Annotated in this window: 20 protein-coding genes; 9 read left to right on the top strand and 11 right to left on the bottom strand. The window is 45.6% G+C overall.

Features of this window, described 5'->3' with window-relative positions; translation table 11 throughout:
* The first annotated feature begins 34 nt into the window (after positions 1 to 34).
* Positions 35 to 937: a 2-hydroxy-3-oxopropionate reductase gene (glxR, locus tag M2125_RS05720; protein ID WP_425334237.1), complete on the top strand. Its 903-nt coding sequence runs from the start codon at positions 35 to 37 to the stop codon at positions 935 to 937.
* Between the two features lie 252 nt (positions 938 to 1,189).
* Positions 1,190 to 2,131 (top strand): 2-keto-3-deoxygluconate permease, encoded by a 942-nt coding sequence (locus M2125_RS05715; RefSeq protein ID WP_076023532.1) that lies wholly within the window; start codon positions 1,190 to 1,192, stop codon positions 2,129 to 2,131.
* Between the two features lie 30 nt (positions 2,132 to 2,161).
* Here the strand turns inward: M2125_RS05715 and M2125_RS05710 are convergent, their stop codons facing one another.
* From M2125_RS05710 to M2125_RS05695, 4 genes are read right to left on the bottom strand one after another with little or no spacing between them, the layout of a single operon-like run.
* Positions 2,162 to 2,929, bottom strand: a complete 768-nt coding sequence (locus M2125_RS05710) for an ABC transporter permease (RefSeq protein ID WP_076023830.1) — start codon at positions 2,927 to 2,929, stop codon at positions 2,162 to 2,164.
* The gene (locus M2125_RS05705; protein WP_076023533.1) at positions 2,919 to 3,860 is read right to left on the bottom strand and encodes an ABC transporter ATP-binding protein; all 942 of its coding nucleotides are present in this window, start codon (positions 3,858 to 3,860) and stop codon (positions 2,919 to 2,921) included. The genes M2125_RS05710 and M2125_RS05705 overlap by 11 nt, the downstream gene beginning before the upstream one ends.
* 37 nt (positions 3,861 to 3,897) lie before the next feature.
* Entirely contained in the window at positions 3,898 to 4,272 is a 375-nt protein-coding gene (locus M2125_RS05700) for a DUF2237 family protein (protein WP_076023935.1), read from the bottom strand.
* Between the two features lie 4 nt (positions 4,273 to 4,276).
* Positions 4,277 to 4,972, bottom strand: a complete 696-nt coding sequence (locus M2125_RS05695; protein WP_280742684.1) for an SDR family oxidoreductase — start codon at positions 4,970 to 4,972, stop codon at positions 4,277 to 4,279.
* 61 nt (positions 4,973 to 5,033) lie between these two features.
* On the opposite strand from M2125_RS05695, the gene M2125_RS05690 reads away from it, so the two are divergent.
* The 5 genes from M2125_RS05690 to M2125_RS05670 are packed head-to-tail and all read left to right on the top strand — an operon-like array spanning position 5,034 to position 7,501.
* On the top strand, positions 5,034 to 5,441 hold the full coding sequence (locus M2125_RS05690; RefSeq protein ID WP_280742683.1) for a thiol-disulfide oxidoreductase DCC family protein: 408 nt from the start codon (positions 5,034 to 5,036) through the stop codon (positions 5,439 to 5,441).
* Position 5,442: 1 nt separating this feature from the next.
* Positions 5,443 to 5,997 (top strand): chalcone isomerase family protein, encoded by a 555-nt coding sequence (locus M2125_RS05685; RefSeq protein ID WP_280742682.1) that lies wholly within the window; start codon positions 5,443 to 5,445, stop codon positions 5,995 to 5,997.
* Between the two features lie 3 nt (positions 5,998 to 6,000).
* Entirely contained in the window at positions 6,001 to 6,549 is a 549-nt protein-coding gene (locus tag M2125_RS05680; RefSeq protein WP_076023938.1) for a DUF3833 domain-containing protein, read from the top strand.
* A gap of 29 nt (positions 6,550 to 6,578) precedes the next feature.
* A complete protein-coding gene (locus tag M2125_RS05675) occupies positions 6,579 to 7,067 on the top strand; it encodes a cupin domain-containing protein (protein ID WP_076023939.1) in 489 nt (162 codons plus the stop codon).
* Positions 7,068 to 7,075: 8 nt separating this feature from the next.
* On the top strand, positions 7,076 to 7,501 hold the full coding sequence (locus M2125_RS05670; RefSeq protein WP_280742681.1) for a DUF2452 domain-containing protein: 426 nt from the start codon (positions 7,076 to 7,078) through the stop codon (positions 7,499 to 7,501).
* A gap of 109 nt (positions 7,502 to 7,610) precedes the next feature.
* Here M2125_RS05670 and M2125_RS05665 read toward each other — a convergent pair whose 3' ends face one another.
* Positions 7,611 to 9,005 (bottom strand): GntP family permease, encoded by a 1,395-nt coding sequence (locus M2125_RS05665; RefSeq protein ID WP_277542296.1) that lies wholly within the window; start codon positions 9,003 to 9,005, stop codon positions 7,611 to 7,613.
* A 41-nt stretch (positions 9,006 to 9,046) separates the two neighbouring features.
* Positions 9,047 to 10,567, bottom strand: coding sequence for a CoA-acylating methylmalonate-semialdehyde dehydrogenase (locus M2125_RS05660; RefSeq protein WP_076023941.1), 1,521 nt, complete (start codon positions 10,565 to 10,567; stop codon positions 9,047 to 9,049).
* A gap of 298 nt (positions 10,568 to 10,865) precedes the next feature.
* Between M2125_RS05660 and M2125_RS05655 the strand changes: the two genes are divergently transcribed.
* Entirely contained in the window at positions 10,866 to 11,147 is a 282-nt protein-coding gene (locus tag M2125_RS05655) for an HU family DNA-binding protein (RefSeq protein ID WP_280742680.1), read from the top strand.
* Positions 11,148 to 11,283: 136 nt separating this feature from the next.
* Positions 11,284 to 12,279, top strand: coding sequence for a catalase family peroxidase (locus M2125_RS05650; RefSeq protein WP_277542289.1), 996 nt, complete (start codon positions 11,284 to 11,286; stop codon positions 12,277 to 12,279).
* A 61-nt stretch (positions 12,280 to 12,340) separates the two neighbouring features.
* On the opposite strand, the gene M2125_RS05645 is transcribed toward M2125_RS05650, so the two are convergent.
* The 5 genes from M2125_RS05645 to M2125_RS05625 all read right to left on the bottom strand — a co-directional run bounded on the left by M2125_RS05645 (position 12,341) and on the right by M2125_RS05625 (position 18,435).
* Positions 12,341 to 13,573: an MFS transporter gene (locus tag M2125_RS05645; RefSeq protein ID WP_076023943.1), complete on the bottom strand. Its 1,233-nt coding sequence runs from the start codon at positions 13,571 to 13,573 to the stop codon at positions 12,341 to 12,343.
* Between the two features lie 46 nt (positions 13,574 to 13,619).
* Positions 13,620 to 14,501 carry a polysaccharide deacetylase family protein gene (locus M2125_RS05640; protein WP_076023944.1) on the bottom strand — a complete coding sequence of 294 codons (882 nt, stop codon included), beginning with the start codon at positions 14,499 to 14,501 and terminating at the stop codon, positions 13,620 to 13,622.
* 79 nt (positions 14,502 to 14,580) lie between these two features.
* On the bottom strand, positions 14,581 to 15,756 hold the full coding sequence (locus M2125_RS05635; RefSeq protein WP_076023945.1) for an amidase: 1,176 nt from the start codon (positions 15,754 to 15,756) through the stop codon (positions 14,581 to 14,583).
* A 150-nt stretch (positions 15,757 to 15,906) separates the two neighbouring features.
* Positions 15,907 to 17,568 carry an L-lactate permease gene (locus M2125_RS05630; protein WP_280742679.1) on the bottom strand — a complete coding sequence of 554 codons (1,662 nt, stop codon included), beginning with the start codon at positions 17,566 to 17,568 and terminating at the stop codon, positions 15,907 to 15,909.
* A gap of 201 nt (positions 17,569 to 17,769) precedes the next feature.
* Positions 17,770 to 18,435, bottom strand: a complete 666-nt coding sequence (locus M2125_RS05625; protein WP_277542285.1) for a DUF1345 domain-containing protein — start codon at positions 18,433 to 18,435, stop codon at positions 17,770 to 17,772.
* Positions 18,436 to 18,539: the final 104 nt, after the last annotated feature.

Raw genomic sequence — 18,539 nt, 5'->3', positions numbered from 1 at the left:
TATTGATTTAATACATATTAAAAAGAGATGAATAATGAGTGAAAAATTAAAACTAGGATTTGTTGGACTTGGCATCATGGGTGCTCCAATGGCATCTCATTTGATTAAGGCGGGTCATGAAGTTTATGTAGCCACTCGCAGCAAAGTAGCCCCAGAAATTGCAGCATCGAGTGCAATTGTTTGTGCTAATCCACAAGAAGTTGCCAAGCAGGCGGATATTATTTTCCTGATGCTGCCTGATACCCCAGATGTGGAGCGCGTATTACTTGGTGAGCATGGTGTGGCAGCGGGCCTCACCACAGGCAAGACAGTGGTGGATATGAGTTCAATTTCCCCGATTGCCACTAAAGAGTTTGCTAAAAAAATCAATGCATTAGGGTGTGACTACTTAGATGCGCCTGTATCAGGCGGACAAGTGGGTGCTCAAAATGCCACGCTTTCAATTATGGTTGGTGGTGATGAGGCAGTATTTAACAAAGTGAAGCCTGTCTTTGAGTTAATGGGTAAAAACATTAACTTAGTTGGTGGCAATGGCGATGGTCAAACTGCAAAAGTGGCTAATCAAATTATTGTTGCTCTTAATATCGAGGCAGTAGCTGAAGCCCTGCTGTTTGCAGCCAAAGCGGGCGCAGATCCAGCCAAGGTTCGCCAAGCATTAATGGGCGGCTTTGCAAGTTCCAAGATCTTGGAGGTGCATGGTGAACGCATGGTGAAGCGCACGTTTGATCCTGGTTTCCGTATTGAGTTGCATCAGAAGGATTTAAATCTAGCTCTTGAGAGCGCTAGATCACTTGGGGTATCGTTGCCAAATACGGCAACCGCCCAAGCCCTCTTTAGTTCTTGCGTAGCCCATGGCGGTAAGGCGTGGGATCACTCTGCAATGGTGAAGGCCCTAGAAGGCATGGCTAACTTTGAAATCGGGCAAAAGGCTGACTAAAGCCCGAGTGTATTTATTGCAGTGCAATACACTAATAGCAGCAATAGTGTTCAGAGCCTCATCTACGATGGGGCTTTTTTATTGCCTAGGTGTTTTCGCTAGGAGTTGATGTGAATCAATTGCTTTTTTATTTCTACTTGATCTAATGACTCGACGACTTTCGTAATAACGAAGTCAAAAATAACTAATTACATATGGCAATCATGCCAGCGAGAGACAGGGCGGCTTATTGGCTGCTACAGAAAGGTAGAGATGAAGATTTATCAAACCATCAATAAAGTACCGGGCGGGTTAATGGTTGTGCCCTTATTTATTGGCATGCTACTCAACACGTTTGCGCCAAATGCCTTAAAGATAGGCGGTTTTACACAAGCTCTCACTAATCAGGGCTACCCAACCTTTTTGGCGATGTATCTATTTACCGTTGGCACAAAGATGACGCTCAATGCAGCGCCAACGATGCTCAAACGTGGTTTTGGTATCTTGTTTGCAAAGGTCGGTATCGCAATTGCTATTTCTTTGGCGATCGCCCACTTTTTTAATGGCGACATTGTTGGTCTCACTACCTTAGCAGTATTGGCAGCCATGAACGATACCAATGGCGGTATGTTTCTTGCTCTAACTAGCACCTTCGGTAGCAAAGAAGATGCGGGCACTTACGTGCCACAAAGTATAGAAACTGGACCATTTTTAACCATGCTAGTTTTAGTCGGAGCAGGCCTGGCGGTCATTCCTTGGATGACGATGTTCTCGGTCATTGCCCCAATTATTGCTGGAGCGATTCTTGGAAATCTAGATAGCGATCTCAGGGATTTCTTTGGTAAGCATGAGCCAATCATTATTCCCTTTATGGCCTTCACACTGGGTCAAGGTATCAATTTGTCAGCGGTAACGACCGCCGGCTTGCCGGGCATCTTGCTTGGCCTCTCAGTATTGGTCATTACTGGAATCGTTTGCATCTTGGCTGATCGCCTATTAGGCGGCTCTGGCGTAGCGGGTGCCGCAGCTTCCAGCACGGCAGGCAATGCCACCGGCACTCCGCAAGCAGTTGCACTGGCTGACCCATCTTTTGCAGCAATTGCACCTTTAGCGACTGTTCAAGTGGCCGCTTCGGTGATTGTGACTGCAGTGCTGACCCCGGTACTTACGGCCTATATCTATCGTCGCAATAAGAAGAAGCTAGAGGCGCAGTAATGTTCTGATCTAGCGGTTTCGCTTTTGCCTTTATTTTTTGAGGCGATACCCGGTCTTGAATATCCAGATGACCGCGGCGACAGAAACCGCTAGAAAGCTCAAAGTCATTCCCAGACTGACCCATAGGTTCACATCCTCAATGCTATAAAAGCTCCAGCGAAAACCGCTGATGAGGTAAACCACTGGATTGAGCAAGGCCACTTTTTGCCAGAATGGTGGCAATACTGAGATAGAGTAAAAGCTACCCCCCAAGAATGTCAGCGGGGTGATGATTAGTAAGGGCACCACTTGAAGTTTCTCGAAGCCATCAGCCCAAATACCAATGATGAAACCAATCAAACTAAAGGTGACTGAAGTCAGCAAAAGGTAAGTCAGCATCCAAATAGGGTGATCTATCTTGATGTTTACAAAAAAGGTTGCTGTGATCAAAATAATGAGACCCAGGATGATGGACTTGGTTGCTGCTGCACCCACATAGCTAATGATGATTTCTAGGGGGGATAGGGGTGCAGAAAGTAATTCATAGATGGTGCCGCTAAATTTGGGAAAGTAGATACCAAAAGAAGCATTAGAAATACTTTGTGTGAGTAGTGAGAGCATGATCAAGCCAGGCACAATAAATGCGCCATAGGAAACGCCTTCCATCTCACTAATACGTGAACCAATCGCTGAACCAAACACTACAAAATACAAAGAGGTGGAGATCACTGGCGCAATGATGCTTTGCATCAGGGTACGTCTGGTTCTAGCCATCTCAAATTTGAAAATGGCCCGCATGCCATAAAAATTAAGATTCATTTGAACTTGCTCCAGCATTCACTAAATTGACAAAGATCTCTTCAAGCGAGCTTTGTTTGGTATGAAGGTCTTTAAAGGTAATCCCACCCTCAGAAAGTCTGCGTAAGACTTCCCCTATGCCCATTTGCTCACTATTTGCATCATAGGTGTAGGTCAATTCGAATTTGTCTGTAGAAAGGCTAAGACCAGGAATATCGAGACCTGAGGGAATCGATTCAAGCGGAAATGGCAATTGCAGTATGAGTTCTTTTTTACCGAGTTGCTTCATTAACGCTAATTTTTCTTTTACTAAAATCAATTCACCCTTGCGGATGATGCCAATCCGATCGGCCATCTCTTCTGCTTCTTCAATATAGTGCGTCGTCAGAATCACAGTGGTACCGTTATTTTTGAGATCTCTGACCAATTCCCACATATCGCGTCTAAGACTCACGTCCACCCCAGCTGTGGGTTCATCTAGGAAGAGGATCTTGGGCTCGTGCGATAGGGCCTTAGCAATCATGAGTCGGCGCTTCATGCCGCCTGAGAGCGTCATGATCTTGTTATTACGCTTCTCCCACAGTGAAAGGTCTTTGAGGATCTTCTCAATGAGCGCAGGATTAGCCGGCTTACCATATAGGCCGCGACTAAATACGACGGTATTCCAGACAGTTTCGAAGGAATCGGTAGACAGTTCCTGTGGAACAAGACCAATTAAGGAGCGCGCCTCTTTGTAATTGCCAATGATGTTCTTCCCGTCAACCAATACTCGGCCAGAGCTAGGGTTCACAATTCCGCAAATAATGCTAATGAGGGTTGTTTTGCCAGCACCATTTTGACCAAGTAGGGCAAAGATTTCGCCTTTAGCAATTTCAAGATTGATGTCTTTGAGGGCCTGAAAGCCAGACTGATAGATTTTTGATAGGTGGGAAATGGATAGGATCTGATTCATTGGGGGTCATATTACCTGAAGGCTGTAATTGCTTGATTTATTGTGCGAATGAATAGGTTTCTAAAACTTCGAGGCTGATTTTTTCGAGGACATTGAAATGCGTACTCTCTAATTTAATTTGCGGCGCACAGTGCATTTCCATCGCCTCAATCCAGCGATTGACGCATAAGCACCACTGGTCGCCAGCGCATAAGCCAGGAAAGCCGTACTCCGGTCTTGGTGTGATGAGGTCATTGCCTTTGCTCAGGCTAAATTGCAAGAACGCATCACTGACAACTGCGCAGACCAAATGACTGCCAGCATCATCAACACCCGTGTTGCAACAGCCATCGCGAAAGAAGCCGGTAAGAGGGTCGAATGAGCAAGGGACTAGTGGCTGGCCATACACATTTAGGGTGGGAGCAATATTCATATCTTTACCAAGGTAGTTTTTCGCCGGAATATGATAAAAAACTTCCGGAGTCTTGTTTTTCAATACTTTCGATCACTTTGAAAAGATCACTGACGGCATCCAAAGCGGGGCGGCCAATTTGCTCCCCCTTAAAAGGCTTGGATAGTCTGGAGTTCACCGTGCCTGGATGCAATGCAACCAAGGCTGTATTGGGTTTAATTCTGCCCAATTCAATTGCTGCAGTTTTGATTAACATATTTAGGGCAGCTTTTGAGGCGCGATAGCCATACCACCCACCAAGACGGTTATCTTCGATGCTGCCAACTTTGGCAGACAGGGTGGCCATGATGCTATGTTGACTGTCGAGGAGTTTTGAAAAATGACGAATAGTCAGGGCTGGCCCAATCGCATTGATTTTCATGAGTTCGCTCAGTTGATCTGCATTGAGATCATCCAGCTTCTTTTCTGGCATCCAGTCGGCGCTATGAAGGACGCCAATCGTATTGATAATGAGTTGAAAAGGTGCTTTGGAGGCTAAAGCCTTGGCTGCGAGCTCAATCGATTCAGGTATCTGATAATCAATCGAGGGTGCAGATTGGCGGCTTATTCCCACAACCATTGAGCAGGAGGGGTTATTTTGCAGCAGCTCCATAAATGCAGATCCAATGGTTCCAGAGGATCCAATGACTAGTGCACGAAAGGGGTGGGGAAGTAATCCCATGGATTGTTTGGCCGGTGAGGTATCGCCTGCTAGTTTATTGAATAAGTCTTAAACTTGCTTGATGAGCCAGGAACTGCAAAAACTAAGCCTTTTTTATGATGGCGCTTGCCCTTTGTGTCAGGCTGAAATCACTTTTTTGTCTCGCAGAAATAATGCGGGGCTGCTCGATTTTGTGGACATCAACTCGCAATTTTATGATTCGCACGCAACGGGTGTCTCATGCGACCAAGCTTTGGCATCAATGTATGGTCAATATGCTAATGGTGAATTGATTAATGGCGTGTCAGTTTTTTCAGAGGCCTACCGACGGGCGGATCTGCCTTTTTTGGCTTGGGTGTTTTCGCAAAAGGCGCTTCAACCGTTGCTGCAACTAGGCTATGGTTTCTTTGCTAGAAATCGACATGCTATCTCTAAAATCTTTGGTCCAGGCGCCTTATGGCTGGTAAATAGGACGAACAACAGGAAATGAGATGAAAAGACTCATTACAGTTTTAACTTCAATACTCTGCATTGCGCTGGGCATGAATACGCCTGCTTACTCTCAAGATGCCTCTTTTATTCATGCACTATTAAATCAAGCAAAGTTACAGGGCGCTGGTAAATTTACTTATTGGGGGTTTGATGTCTATGATGCGAAGCTCTACCGCAGTAACAACGTAAGCGCGCCAGAATTTGCATTGGATATCCGTTATCTAAGATCTTTTTCAGGCCCTGCAATTGCCAAAAGAGTAACGCAAGAGATGGAGGGTTTAGGTGTTCCAGCGCAGCAAGCTGATCTTTGGGGTAAGCAACTTGCGACGATCTTCCCCAATGTTGAACGTGGCCAATCTTTAACTGCGATCTATTTGCCAAAACAGGGTACTGTATTCTTTCATGAGGGTAAGCAACTTGGCGAAATACCCGATACCCAATTTGCTAAAGCCTTTTTTAGTATTTGGCTCGACCCCAATACCAGCGCACCTAAATTGCGCAATCAATTGCTCGGACAAAGCTGCCCTCCACCTTTAATTAATGAGGCTTGTTGATTTATGAAAATACACTTACGTCAAATTGCCTTAGGTTTCTGTATGACCCTATTGTTGGGTGGCTGCTCTAGTCCTGCGGTTGTGCAATATGCTGATCAAAAGCCCGAGCTAGATTTAAGTCAATTTTTTTCCGGAACGATTCATGCCTATGGCATCTTTACTGATCGCAGTGGGGAGGTTAAAAAGCGTTTTACCGTGTTAATTCAGTCGAACTGGGAGGTGGTTCAGGGAAAAAAAGTAGGTACCCTGGATGAGAGTTTTGAGTATTCTGATGGCACAACGCAAAAGCGCATATGGCGGCTAACTGAGACAGCCCCAGGTCAATTTACTGGTACCGCAGATGATGTTGTTGGGGTAGCTAAAGGTGAGTCCGCGGGGAATGCCTTGCATTGGGCCTATACCTTGGCCCTTCCCGTGGATGGCACAACTTACCACGTGCAATTTGATGATTGGATGTACTTGGTGACGCCCAAGGTGATGCTTAATAAAGCCAAGATGAGTAAATTTGGTATTGAACTGGGTGAAGTAACCTTGAGTTTTTATAAGCCTTAATTGATGGACCCATGCAAAGGAACATGTTGATGAATAAAACAGGAGTTGTAAAGTATTTGATTGGTACGATCTTCTGCGGGGCAGTCTTTACTGTTGGCGCCCAAGTAATCCATCCAGGTGGATTTGTCACCATGACGCCGAGTGAGATTCCATGGAAAGATAGCGAGAGTGGCCTAAAGACAGTCATACTGTTTGGTGACCCAAGTAAGCCTGGGATCTACATCATGCGCAATATTTTTCCTGCAGGGGTGATGAGCACACCGCATTCTCACGATCAAGATCGTTGGGTAACTGTAATTAAAGGAACTTGGTATTCTGGTACGGATGGCGCTTGGGATCCAAAGAGCACGATCCCCATGCCGGCAGGCAGTGTCATGTTTCATCCTGCTAATGCGGTCCATTTTGATGGGTCACTGAAGGAGCCGGTTGAGGTCCAGATTATGGGGATGGGTCCAGTGAAGACGACTTATATTGACCCAAAATTGGGTAAATATGGACACCCATATAAATTGAATTAGGAGTTTTTGTGAGAATTGAAGATAAAGATCCCGCAAGGCATGCTGGTATTGAATACCCGATGGAGGTTGGAGCGCCCGTATTTGCACCGATTAAAGTCGTCGAAGAAAAAGATAAAGCGGTTAATGTTGCTAGGCAAAATGCAAAGCTTGAATACGATCGCATTATGGAGCAGGCTGAAGTCCTCATGAGACAGGCGAGGTCTTTGCAAGCGCGCCTTGATGCTACTGAGATGGTTCATCGCTCTAAGTTTAGTTTTAATCCCTTACACGGTAAAACCTATCATCTTTACTATGATCAAAGAAATGCCACGCATCTTCTCATTCAAAACGGACCGAAGGATTGGAGTTGTGGAATCCCTGATAACTGGGTGTACTCCATGGCAGTCAAAAAATTAGGTGATAGCACGTGGGCGGTAGTGGAGGAAGATCAGTAAACCGCAATTAAAGATAATTTATTGGATATAGAAAAAGCCCCTGAATCTACATCCAGGGGCTTCGTGTTTACTACTCCGTGAGAACCTATCTCATGGTAATAATGGGTGATTAAGCGAACCCAAAAATTGCAACAAATCCAAGCGCAACTCCAACCATCAAGATCTTCAAGACAGTCATTGCAAAGATATCTGGATAGGATTGCTTGTGTGTCAAACCGCAGACTGCCAAGAGGGTGATGATGGCGCCATTGTGTGGGCCAGTATCGAAACCGCCTGATGCGATAGAGGCAAAGCGACCCAAGATTTCTGGTGACATATTGACAGTTTGCGCCCAATCTAACCAAAACTTGCTAAACAGATCAAGTGCAATGGACACGCCGCCAGATGCTGAGCCGGTAATACCGCAAATGATATTGATGGTCACAGCCATGGATGCCAAAGGACCATCACCCCAGTTCATATTCATGACGCTATGAGCAATAGTGTTAAACCCAGGCAGGGCAGCAATCACGTTGCCATAACCAACTTCGGAAGCGACGTTCATGACTGCCAATAATGAGCCCACTGCACCAAGACTAATCGCTCTGCTAATACCGCCTTTGGAGATGCGATTAAAGCCGAGAGCGATTGACACCACAATACCGCAAGCAACGGCAATAATTAAGGACCAAATACTAATGACATTCTTAAGAGCAGTAGCCGTCAATGGTAATTTCATCGCCACAATCGGCGCCAATGAATCTGGATCCCAAGGAAATACATTGTTACCAATGTAGTTCACTACCAATACTGTCAACAAAGGCAGTATGGATAAATGCCATGATGGCAATGCTTCATCGCGTGGGCTTGGCTCGTTAATGGTATGTGCACCATAGCCTTCACCATTTGCATGGGCTTGATTAACACGATAGGTTAACCACATCATGCCGGTTACAAACATGATGATTGCAACAGTAATACCTAGGGTTGGCCCAGAATAAACACTGGTTCCAAAAAACTTAGTTGGAATAATGTTTTGGATTTGTGGTGAACCAGGAAGGCTGTCCATCGTGAAAGTGAATGCCCCTAATACGATGCTGGCAGGTACAAACTTCTTTGGAATATCCGCTTGCTTAAATAAAGCGGCAGCAAAAGGGTATACGGCAAATACAACCACGAACATGCTGACGCCACCATAAGTCAAGATGGCAGCAGAAAGAACGGTTGAGAGCACTGCACGCTTTGGCCCTAAAGATTTGATAATCGCGCTTGCAATGGATTGCGCCATACCGCTTTCTTCCATCACTTTGCCGAAAATAGCGCCAAGCATAAATACAGGGAAGAAGTTTTTGACGTAGATCGCCGCCTTCACCATAAACAGCTCGGTGTAAGTTGGCATTACTGGCAATCCTTGTGAGAATGCCGCAATCAAAGCAAATATAGGGGCAAAAAAGATAACTGAATACCCCTTATATGCAAAGTAAATCAATAAAACTAAACTGGCAAAAATTCCTATAACTTCCATTTTTTGTCTCCGCTTATATTAGAAAGAAATGTCGATCTCAATTACTTCGAAGTCGGCATTACAAACTCAGCGCCTTTGGCAATACTCTCTGGCCAACGCTGCATGACACTCTTTTGCTTGGTATAGAAACGTACGCCTTCTTTACCGTAGGCATGCATATCACCAAAGAGGGACTTCTTCCAACCGCCAAAACCATGCCACGCCATTGGAACTGGGATAGGTACGTTAATACCAACCATGCCGACTTGTACGCGGCGGGCAAATTCGCGAGCAATATTGCCATCGCTAGTAAAGCAAGCAACACCGTTACCAAATTCGCAAGAGTTCACTAGTTTCAAGGCTTCGGTAAAGTTGGCTACACGCAAGCAAGACAATACTGGTCCGAAGATTTCTTCGAGGTAAATCTTCATATCAGGGGTAACGTTATCAAATAGGGTGCCGCCAATAAAGAAGCCATCTTCATGACCGGGTACTTTAAGACCGCGGCCATCTACCAAGAGTTTGGCGCCAGAAGCAACGCCGCTTTCTATATAGCCAGTAATGCGCTCAAGTGCAGCTTTGGTAACGATAGGGCCCATCTCAGCATCGAGCTCCATGCCATTCTTCACTTTGAGAGTCTTAGTACGCTCAATCAGTTTTGGCATGATTTTGTCAGCAGCATCACCTACCAATACCGCTACAGAGATTGCCATGCAACGCTCTCCAGCAGAGCCGTATGCGGCGCCAATCAAAGCGTCAATTGCTTTATCCATGTCGGCATCCGGCATGATGACCATATGGTTCTTAGCGCCACCCAAAGCCTGGGAGCGCTTACCAAAATGTGCGCAACGCTCATAGATGTAATTGGCAATAGGTGTAGAGCCAACAAAGCTAACAGCTTTCACATCTGGGTTTTCGATTAAGGCATCCACCGCCTCTTTATCACCTTGTACAACGTTAAATACGCCATCAGGTAGACCAGCTTCTTTTAAAAGCTTGGCCATAAAGAGTGAAGCCGTAGGGTCGGTTGGGCTGGGCTTGAGGATGAAAGTGTTGCCACAAGCAATCGCCACAGGGAACATCCACATTGGCACCATTACTGGGAAGTTAAATGGAGTAACACCAGCAACAACACCTAAAGGCTGACGCATGACCCAGTTATCAATCCCGGTTGATACTTGCTCGGTATAGTCGCCTTTAAGTAGCTCAGGGATACCAGTGGCAAATTCAACAATTTCAATGCCGCGGGTTACTTCACCTTGGGCATCGGTAAATACCTTGCCATGTTCCGCAGTAATGATGGCGGCTAACTCATCACGCTTGGCATTGAGTAACTCTAAATACTTGAACATAATGCGCGCACGGCGCAGTGGAGATGTTTGGCTCCAGCTCTCAAAAGCGGTTTGAGCGTTTGCAACAACTGCATCAACCTCTTTGCGGCTAGCGAGGGCCACGCGACGGGCTACTTTGCCAGTGCTTGGATTAAATACATCAGCAAAGCGACCCTCTGTTGGGTTGACTACTTTGCCACCCACATAGTGACCAATATCTTCTTTAGATTCAAAGGGTTGCGGTGCATTCATAGTGTATGTATACCTGTTTTTAGTGATAAAGCTTGGGATCTTATCGCAAAACCCCGTTTTTTGTTGGGCGTGCCAAAGCCGATTAGCTGGCTATTTCATTCAGAATGAATGTGCGTGAATATACAGATAGGGGATCAAAATGTCCCTGACCTTTATCAAGTCTCTTTTATCTCAATTAGAACTTTAGTTTTAGCCGCTCAGGAACTTGATTTTGGTCAAGATTGTCACTTATCAATAGAGCTATAAATGAGTTTTAAAGCCATTAATAATGTGTTGTTCAAAAGAGGGTTGATAAAAAATGAATAAATCTGAGTTGGTTGAAAAAATTGCTAGTGATGCTGATCTTTCTAAAGCATCTGCTGATCGTGCCCTGAGCGCAGTAATTGCTCATATTATGAAGGCCGTTACCAAGGGTGATGATGTCCAGTTGATTGGTTTTGGCGCATTTAAGTCCGGCAAGCGTGCAGCGCGCCTTGGGCGCAATCCAGCTACTGGTGCAGAAATCAAGATTCCCGCAGCCAAGACAGTGAAATTTACTGCTGGTAAAGCGTTTAAGGACGCTGTTAATAAACGTAAATGAAATGTTGCAGTACGGCATTAGAAAAAGTCACCTGAGGGTGGCTTTTTATTTGGTGTGAGAGGGTATGCCCTTATTTGAGTTTACGCAAAAGACAGTATGCTGTGTCGATCTACAAATATATGTGGAGGAGACAAATTTGAAGTTCAAGAAAAAGGCTGCTTGTTTTATTGGAGCGGCCCTATTAGCCCCCACCTTTTCCTATGCCCAAGAAAGTGTGACGCCTGATCAGGTAGTGGGCGCTATTGAAAACCAATTTGGTGTGAATCCGGGTCAGAGGCGCAATCATATTAATGGTGTCTGCGTTGCCGGATCTTTTGTTGGTAATAAAAGTGTTCAGGCTTACACCACATCACCTTTGTTTTCCGGGAAAGCTATCCCGGTGATTGGTAGATTTTCCTTAGCAGGTGGTAGCTTAAAAATCCCAGACACAGCCAGAAATCCTCGTGGCATGGCCCTCGAGTTTGAATTGCCCAATCAAAATAGACAGCACTTTACGATGCTCAATGTTCCAGTATTTGGCGCAGCTACACCCAGCTCTTTTTACGACGGTGTGATTGCAAATACGCCAGACCCTGCAACCGGTAAACCTGACCCAGAAAAGGTGGCTCATTACAAAGCAACTCATCCGGACGCGCAGGCGCTGGGGGAGTATTTAGCAAAAAACAATCCCGTTGTCAGTTATGCCAATAGTGATTTTTATAGCGTGCATACGTTTCGATTTATCAATAAAAATCAGCAAACCACTCTCGTCAAGTGGCGCTTTGTACCGGAGGATGGTGTGAAGCGTTTGTCGGATGAAGAGCTTAAAACAGCGCCAACCCGTTTCTTGGACCAAGACATCATGTCTAAAACGCAAGCAGGACTGGTGCGCTGGCAGATGATGCTTGTCATTGGTGAGCCTGGTGATGAACAAACTAATCCCACTATTTATTGGCCGGCAAATCGCAAAGAAATTAAGGCCGGTGTGCTGACCTTGAGCTCAGCTTCTCCACAACAAGGCGGCGCTTGCGAAAAGATTAACTTCGATCCTTTGGTAATGACACAAGGCATTGCACCTACTAATGATCCCGTTTTACTGTTCCGCTCACCAGCTTATGCTGATTCCTATGCCAAGCGTATGACAGGCCAGTAATAGACTGCAGTGCAGAATTACAAAACAAAAATCCTCCCCATGAGCAGGGAGGATTTTTTAGTTAAGCTAGCTTCTTTTTTGCGAGTAGTGGCAACGTTGCAGCAATGATGGCGCATAGCGAAATCTGAATGAATCCAGCCCCAGTCCAGCCAAATGATCCTTTGAGTGCCGCCAAAAGATAGCCAGCAAATGCTGCAGGAATATACAAGCTAGCGACGAACAGTCCTGACGCTTTCGAGGCATAGGAGCGCTTTACGGATTTGATAATTCCTGCTGAAAGATTGGCGTATGCCATGCCGCTGATAGAAGCGCCAAATAAGAAAGATAGCCCAATATGCACTGTCAGGGAATCACTGATACCTGAAAACAAGATGCCACCCGTGATTGAGGCCACAAGTAGCGAAATAAAAAGAAGTTTTTGATAGTTAAAGCGATCGCCAAGCCAGCCGCCAAAGAGAGACAGCAAAGCCCCTGCGCCATAAAAGCTGACTGCCAAGCCCGCTTGTTTTGGAGTGAATCCTAAAGCTTCGCGTAGGTAGGTTGGGTATAGGCCTAAATATCCGTAAATGGAGAGGCCAGCAAAAACGGTTGCCAATGCCATGATCATTGGCGTTCTTGACAAAAGAGTGCCCCCGGATTCGTTATCAGCAATAGTTTCTTGTGCGGTGCTCGGGGTGGCAACGGACTCGCTAAACCATGGCTTGACAAAAAGGACAATCAAAATGAATGTTGGGAGGCCTGCCAAACCAAATACGATAAAAGGAGTTTGCCAATTTGTAATGCCTAAGATGGCGGCACCCAAGTTTGGCCCCAGAATAGCCCCAATTCCAAATGTAAAGTTAAGTGAACTTGCCGCCACAGCGCGATGATTAAGAAAGTAGGTGGTGCCAATTGCCAAAATTGCAGTTAGCTGCATCGCCTCACCTAGACCAGAGATAAAACGGTAAATAATTAAATCCGTTAATGTGGTTGCGTACCCTGTTAAGTAGGTGGCAACGGAGAATAAAACAAGTCCAAGTAAGACGACATTCTTACGCGACATTTTGCTGAGCAAGAAACCTGTGGGGATGCCAGCGAGCCCCATGCCCAATGTAAATACAGTAGAAGCTAGGCCGACCTGTGGAAGTGATAGTTCCAAGGCTTTGCGAACATCACTGGCAAGAACAGAAAATAACTGACGGTCCATCGCATTGACAACATAAGAAAGCAAGAGAACAACAAACATCAGCAATGCCCATTTTGGGTTTTCCAAATGGAGGGTTTGCTTTTGAGGGATTGGATTGGCGTTGCTCATAGTCGTTCCTTCATGTTTACGATGGCAATTGATTAAATGGCTGAGGTTAATTATTTTGTACTAGATAAATATCAAGAATTTCTGCTCCCGTACAAATCAGAACCTCGTTATGGGCTTGAATGTAATCGAGCAATGCCTCTAAATATTTAATGCGATGCGGTGCACCAGTAAGGTAGGGATGAATAGATATAGCCATTACCCGTGGAATTTTCTCGCCCTCTAAATAGAGTCGATCAAATTGATCTTTGCCTCTTTGGAAAATTTCATCAGAGCGATGTTGTTGAACGGCAGAAATCACCACGTCATTGATTTCAACGCTATAGGGGACCGAAACAATTTTTCCGGTTTCCGTTTTGATTGATACGGGTTGATCATCCAGCACCCAGTCAGCGACATACTCTATGCCAGCAGCGGCAAGTAAGTCAACGGTGGTTTCTGTCTCTGTAATACCGGGGCTTTCCCAGCCACGCGGCGGCTTGCCAGTAAATTCAGTAATTGCAGCAATCGTCTTGGCTATGGCTTCAGCCTGATCTTCTACCTTATGCATCGGCTTTTGCTCAAACCCATGGCCCATAAAGTCCCAGCCAGCCTCACGAGCTGCTTCACAGGCCTCAGGATATACAGTAAGAGCAGATCCGTTGACAGCGAAAGTGGCCTTAATCTTGCGACTCTCTAAGGCTTCTAGAAATCTCCAAAAGCCCACGCGCATTCCGTACTCATGCCATGCCCAGTTGGGAACGTCTGGTAATAGGGGTTGCCCCATCGGGGGAGATAAAACAGTTCTTGGCATTGCTAAAGCAGGGGACCAATTCTCCACATTAACAATAATCCAGACTGCAACGCGTGCTTTTTTAGGGAGAATAAAAGGCTTACGTTTGATGATCGAGGCATATGGAATGCGATCTCTGATTGGGGTTAGGCTAGTCATGGAAGTGCTTTCCTCTTCACTGATGCATACATGTCGAACATACTATATTTAATTGAATGAACCTGGGTAACTAGATTCATTATTTTGGTGCAACTATTTGCTCAAGAAGTGCCAAATCCATATTGCGATTGCCCAAGATCGAGATTCCAAAAGGGGCGCCTTCAATTTGCAGCAAAGGGAGGGTGACTTGGGGAAGTCCGCATAGTCCGGCAATGCACAATAATTGGAATGTATTTTTTCGGAAAGCATCAAATTCCTCCATTGAGGAATTTAGTTTTGGCGCCACATCAATTACGGTGGGAAGGATTAAAAAGGTATTTCCCGATAATAATTTTTGCATCGCTAAAATAATTTCCGCTTGTTCGGCTTTGGCTTTGAGAACCTGCTCCTCATTAATGAGCTTAGCCGCCTCAAAGCGTTCCTTGACGCCAGGACCAATGTCCTGAATATGAGACTGAACCCATTGACCATGCTCTTTCCATGCCTCCGCAGCCTGAAGGATACGAAACGTTTCCGTCCAATCTTTTAGATGCCCCGAGCCAATACTTATAGTGGGAATGTCTGTCAAGTTAAGGTGCTTGCTAACCGCTTCTTTGCTCTGGGTGGCCAATGCTGAAGGTAATAAATCGAAAGCTTCTTTTATATAAGCAAAGGTAGGCTCATAGATTGGGGTGGGCCCTTTTAATAAGATCTTCCCAAGCTCTAGAAGAATTTGAGCATCTCTCGAGAACCATCCCAAGGTATCAAAACTTTTGGCTAGGGGCCGCGCCTCTGCAAGACTAATGCACCCATGAGTCGGTCTAAAACCATAAATCCCGCAAAAGCTAGCAGGTGCCCTTACTGAGCCTCCGGTATCAGATCCTATGGCAAAGTCTACCAATCCTGCTGCTACCGCTGCAGCTGAGCCGCTAGAGGATCCCCCGGGAACGCGATCCGGCGCCGCACAATTAACAGGAGTCCCGTAATGGGGATTCATTCCCAAGATACTGTATGTAAGCTCGTCGGTGTGGGTTTTACCAATCAGTGATGCGCCAGCATGAAGCAAAGCTTCGATAAATTCAGCGGTCTTGTTTGGGATGGGGTGAGAATGAAGCCATGCTGGACTTCCAAATGAAGTAGGAACTCCAGCAATGTCGTAGTTATCTTTTACCCCGAATGATAGCCCTTTGAGTGGCCCCGAGGCAGTTGAAATAATTTCGATAGGAGCATGTTTGCAAAAGGCATTAACGTTATCGCGTTCAAAGATAGTGGGCATGGGATCTCAGGGGGTAAAAATTAAAAGTCCCTATCAGTGTAGGTGATCTGCGCAAATTTAGCTGGGAGCTTATAAACAAAAACCCCGCTATTGCTAGCAGGGTTTTATTATTGCAACCCTGAAATTTCAGGGCCTCTTCTACTGAGCTATTTACTTCACCACCATCAAGGTAAATGGTGAAACATAGGCTTGCAGGGTAACCAAGATACCTACTAAACAAGCTAATGCAATGGAGTGGAAGAATACAAAGCGCAGAATGGTTCCTTCGTGGTTAAACCAACGAGTCGCTGTGGATGCTACAACGATCGATTGTGCATCGATCATTTTGCCCATCACGCCACCAGAGCTGTTGGCTGCTCCCATCAAGTTTTGACTCAGACCCAATTGGTCAGCAGCCACCTTTTGCATACCGCCAAACAAGACGTTTGAGGCTGTATCTGAGCCAGTCAAGGCTGTGCCCAACCATCCCATCAAGGTTCCAAAGAAGGGGTAGAGGGCGCCAGTTGCAGCAAAAGCCAAACCTAAAGTGGTGTCTGTTCCAGAGTAGCGGGTTACTGTGCCCAAGCCCAACATCAAGCAAATGGTGATTAATGAGTAACGCACCAACCAAATTGTTTTACCGTAGTTCACAATCAAGCTGATTGGGCTGTATTTCATTAACAAACCACTGATGATGGCTGCAACTAAGATGGCAGTACCACTTGCCGACAGTAAGCCAAAGACATATACCGCTGCTTCTTTGGTTGGCACCGGAACGGCAGGAGCCACCTTTTCAACCATATTGTGCAGCCCCTCGATTGGGAATTTCGGAGCAAAGATGCCATTCATATAGGCTTTTACTTCTGGTAAGCCCCAAATAAAGACGAGCACAGTCAAGATGATCCAAGGCAGCCAGGCGCGAATCACATCGGCGCGTGGATGTTTTTGTGGAATAGATGGTGCCTGTGCATCACCTCCATCGGCCTCATGATTTTTGAGGGTAGTAGATTTCCAAATGGTTTTTGGTGACCAAACCTTCAAAAACAATACAAGAGCAGTCATTGAAACCAATGCAGAAATCACGTCCACTAATTCAGGTCCAATGTAGTTTGATACATAGAACTGGGAAACTGCAAAGCTGATGCCAGTTACGAAAATAGCAGGCCAAACTTCCCACATTGCCTTGCGACCAACAAAGGCCCAGATCAGCCAGAAGGGCACAAGGAAGGAGAAGAATGGCAATTGACGGCCAACCATAGCGGAGATAGCCATGACATCGTAGCCATGCACTTTAGCTAAAGTAATAATTGGAATACCTAAGGCGCCAAATGCGACTGGTGCAGTGTTGGCAATTAACGATAAGCCGGATGCAGCCAGGGGTGTAAACCCAAGGCCAATCAAGATTGCAGCGGTCACCGCCACTGGAGTGCCAAATCCTGCCGCACCTTCAAAGAAGGCGCCAAATGCAAAGGCGATTAAGAGTAACTGGAGGCGGCGATCTTCAGTGATGCCAGCAATAGAATCTTGCAAGATCTTAAATGAGCCATTTTGCTCAGTCAGTTGGTGCAAGAAAATAATATTGAGAATAATCCAGCCAATTGGTAGTAGACCAGTTAGGCCACCCAAGAGAGCTGCTTTGCTAGCCATTTCCATTGGCATACCGTAAATAACGATTGCTACGATCAGGGCGCTCAGAAGGCCCAAACCTGCTGCAATGTGGGCTTTCATGTGCAGGAATGCCAAACCAACTAACATGACAACAACCGGAACTGCTGCCAAGAGAGTTGATAGGACCATATTACCCATTGGGTTGTAGATTTGTTGCCAAACCATGTGTTGCTCCTATTAATAAGTTAATGCGATTAGTTTTTGCTTATTTCTAAGCATTAAAAAGCCCAAGGACCTTTTGGATCTCCATCAATCACCTTGCAAATCAATCTTTATGGTTTTGTTGTAAAAATGATCAATTCGCTGTTTGGCGTATCAAAAATGCATATTACCCCATTAGCAGGGGCTCTTTTTGGGCGGGCGTATTCAGATTAACCCTGATACGATATTGATCGTCAAGGCCAAAATGGCTGTATTAAAAAAGAAGGCCAGTACGCAATGCACTAGTACCGTTCGCCGCATGGTCTGGCTGGAGATATTGACATCGGCAGTTTGTGACGAGGTGCCAATGATGCAAGCAAAGTACAGAAAGTCACCATAGTTAGGCAAGGGGGTGCTCGGGAAGTCGAGGCCGCCACGTAATTTTCCATCCCTAGAGGGCAGGTAATAGTAGTGGGCGTACTGTAGTGCAAACATGGTCTGTATAAAGGCCCAAGTCAGAACAATAGTGCAGGCTGCCAAGCCAATATGAGAGACTCTTCCGCTACCGGTAACGCTCTTGGCAACAATGGTCTCTGCAACGATTGCACCAATGGAGGCGAATGCAGCAACAATGGCCATGGCTAGCACCACATATTGACCTTCATCGTTACGAAGTGCTCTTTCTTTAATGTCTTGATTTTTAGAAAAAATGAGTTGTGAAGTCAGGGCTAGATAGGACAAGACCATGACGTTCCAGCCGATGAGGGTGCGGGTCAGGGGAAGAAGAGCTAGGCTGGCTGGGAGTAAGTAGCTAACAGTAGCTCCCAAAAAAATAGCCAATATCAATCTAGGTCGAGATTGAATCATTTGAAGTAGTGGAACTTTTTGCATAGGCTATGCCAAGCTTAACTTAAATAAGTGTTAGCCGCGAAATTTGATAATCCAGTATTCTTTTCTAATTGTTAGCTCTGTGAGTATGCATCGATGTATTTAAA

Source organism: Polynucleobacter sphagniphilus, from assembly GCF_029892205.1.
GTDB lineage: Bacteria > Pseudomonadota > Gammaproteobacteria > Burkholderiales > Burkholderiaceae > Polynucleobacter > Polynucleobacter sphagniphilus.
The sequence above is the reverse complement of the archived record's forward strand: the minus strand, read 5'-3'. Positions and strand labels throughout refer to the sequence as shown.

What these genes read in the sequence shown, in the direction of transcription:
- M2125_RS05635 (WP_076023945.1), bottom strand. Translation starts at nt 15,756, where the DNA reads ATGCCCACTATCTTTGAACGCGATAACGTTAATGCCTTTTGCAAACAT.
- M2125_RS05705 (WP_076023533.1), bottom strand. Translation starts at nt 3,860, where the DNA reads ATGAATCAGATCCTATCCATTTCCCACCTATCAAAAATCTATCAGTCT.
- M2125_RS05680 (WP_076023938.1), top strand. Translation starts at nt 6,001, where the DNA reads ATGAAAATACACTTACGTCAAATTGCCTTAGGTTTCTGTATGACCCTA.
- glxR (WP_425334237.1), top strand. Translation starts at nt 35, where the DNA reads ATGAGTGAAAAATTAAAACTAGGATTTGTTGGACTTGGCATCATGGGT.
- M2125_RS05630 (WP_280742679.1), bottom strand. Translation starts at nt 17,568, where the DNA reads ATGGTTTGGCAACAAATCTACAACCCAATGGGTAATATGGTCCTATCA.
- M2125_RS05665 (WP_277542296.1), bottom strand. Translation starts at nt 9,005, where the DNA reads ATGGAAGTTATAGGAATTTTTGCCAGTTTAGTTTTATTGATTTACTTT.
- M2125_RS05685 (WP_280742682.1), top strand. Translation starts at nt 5,443, where the DNA reads ATGAAAAGACTCATTACAGTTTTAACTTCAATACTCTGCATTGCGCTG.
- M2125_RS05675 (WP_076023939.1), top strand. Translation starts at nt 6,579, where the DNA reads ATGAATAAAACAGGAGTTGTAAAGTATTTGATTGGTACGATCTTCTGC.
- M2125_RS05645 (WP_076023943.1), bottom strand. Translation starts at nt 13,573, where the DNA reads ATGAGCAACGCCAATCCAATCCCTCAAAAGCAAACCCTCCATTTGGAA.
- M2125_RS05695 (WP_280742684.1), bottom strand. Translation starts at nt 4,972, where the DNA reads ATGGGATTACTTCCCCACCCCTTTCGTGCACTAGTCATTGGATCCTCT.
- M2125_RS05655 (WP_280742680.1), top strand. Translation starts at nt 10,866, where the DNA reads ATGAATAAATCTGAGTTGGTTGAAAAAATTGCTAGTGATGCTGATCTT.
- M2125_RS05700 (WP_076023935.1), bottom strand. Translation starts at nt 4,272, where the DNA reads ATGAATATTGCTCCCACCCTAAATGTGTATGGCCAGCCACTAGTCCCT.
- M2125_RS05710 (WP_076023830.1), bottom strand. Translation starts at nt 2,929, where the DNA reads ATGAATCTTAATTTTTATGGCATGCGGGCCATTTTCAAATTTGAGATG.
- M2125_RS05640 (WP_076023944.1), bottom strand. Translation starts at nt 14,501, where the DNA reads ATGACTAGCCTAACCCCAATCAGAGATCGCATTCCATATGCCTCGATC.
- M2125_RS05715 (WP_076023532.1), top strand. Translation starts at nt 1,190, where the DNA reads ATGAAGATTTATCAAACCATCAATAAAGTACCGGGCGGGTTAATGGTT.
- M2125_RS05660 (WP_076023941.1), bottom strand. Translation starts at nt 10,567, where the DNA reads ATGAATGCACCGCAACCCTTTGAATCTAAAGAAGATATTGGTCACTAT.
- M2125_RS05690 (WP_280742683.1), top strand. Translation starts at nt 5,034, where the DNA reads ATGAGCCAGGAACTGCAAAAACTAAGCCTTTTTTATGATGGCGCTTGC.
- M2125_RS05625 (WP_277542285.1), bottom strand. Translation starts at nt 18,435, where the DNA reads ATGCAAAAAGTTCCACTACTTCAAATGATTCAATCTCGACCTAGATTG.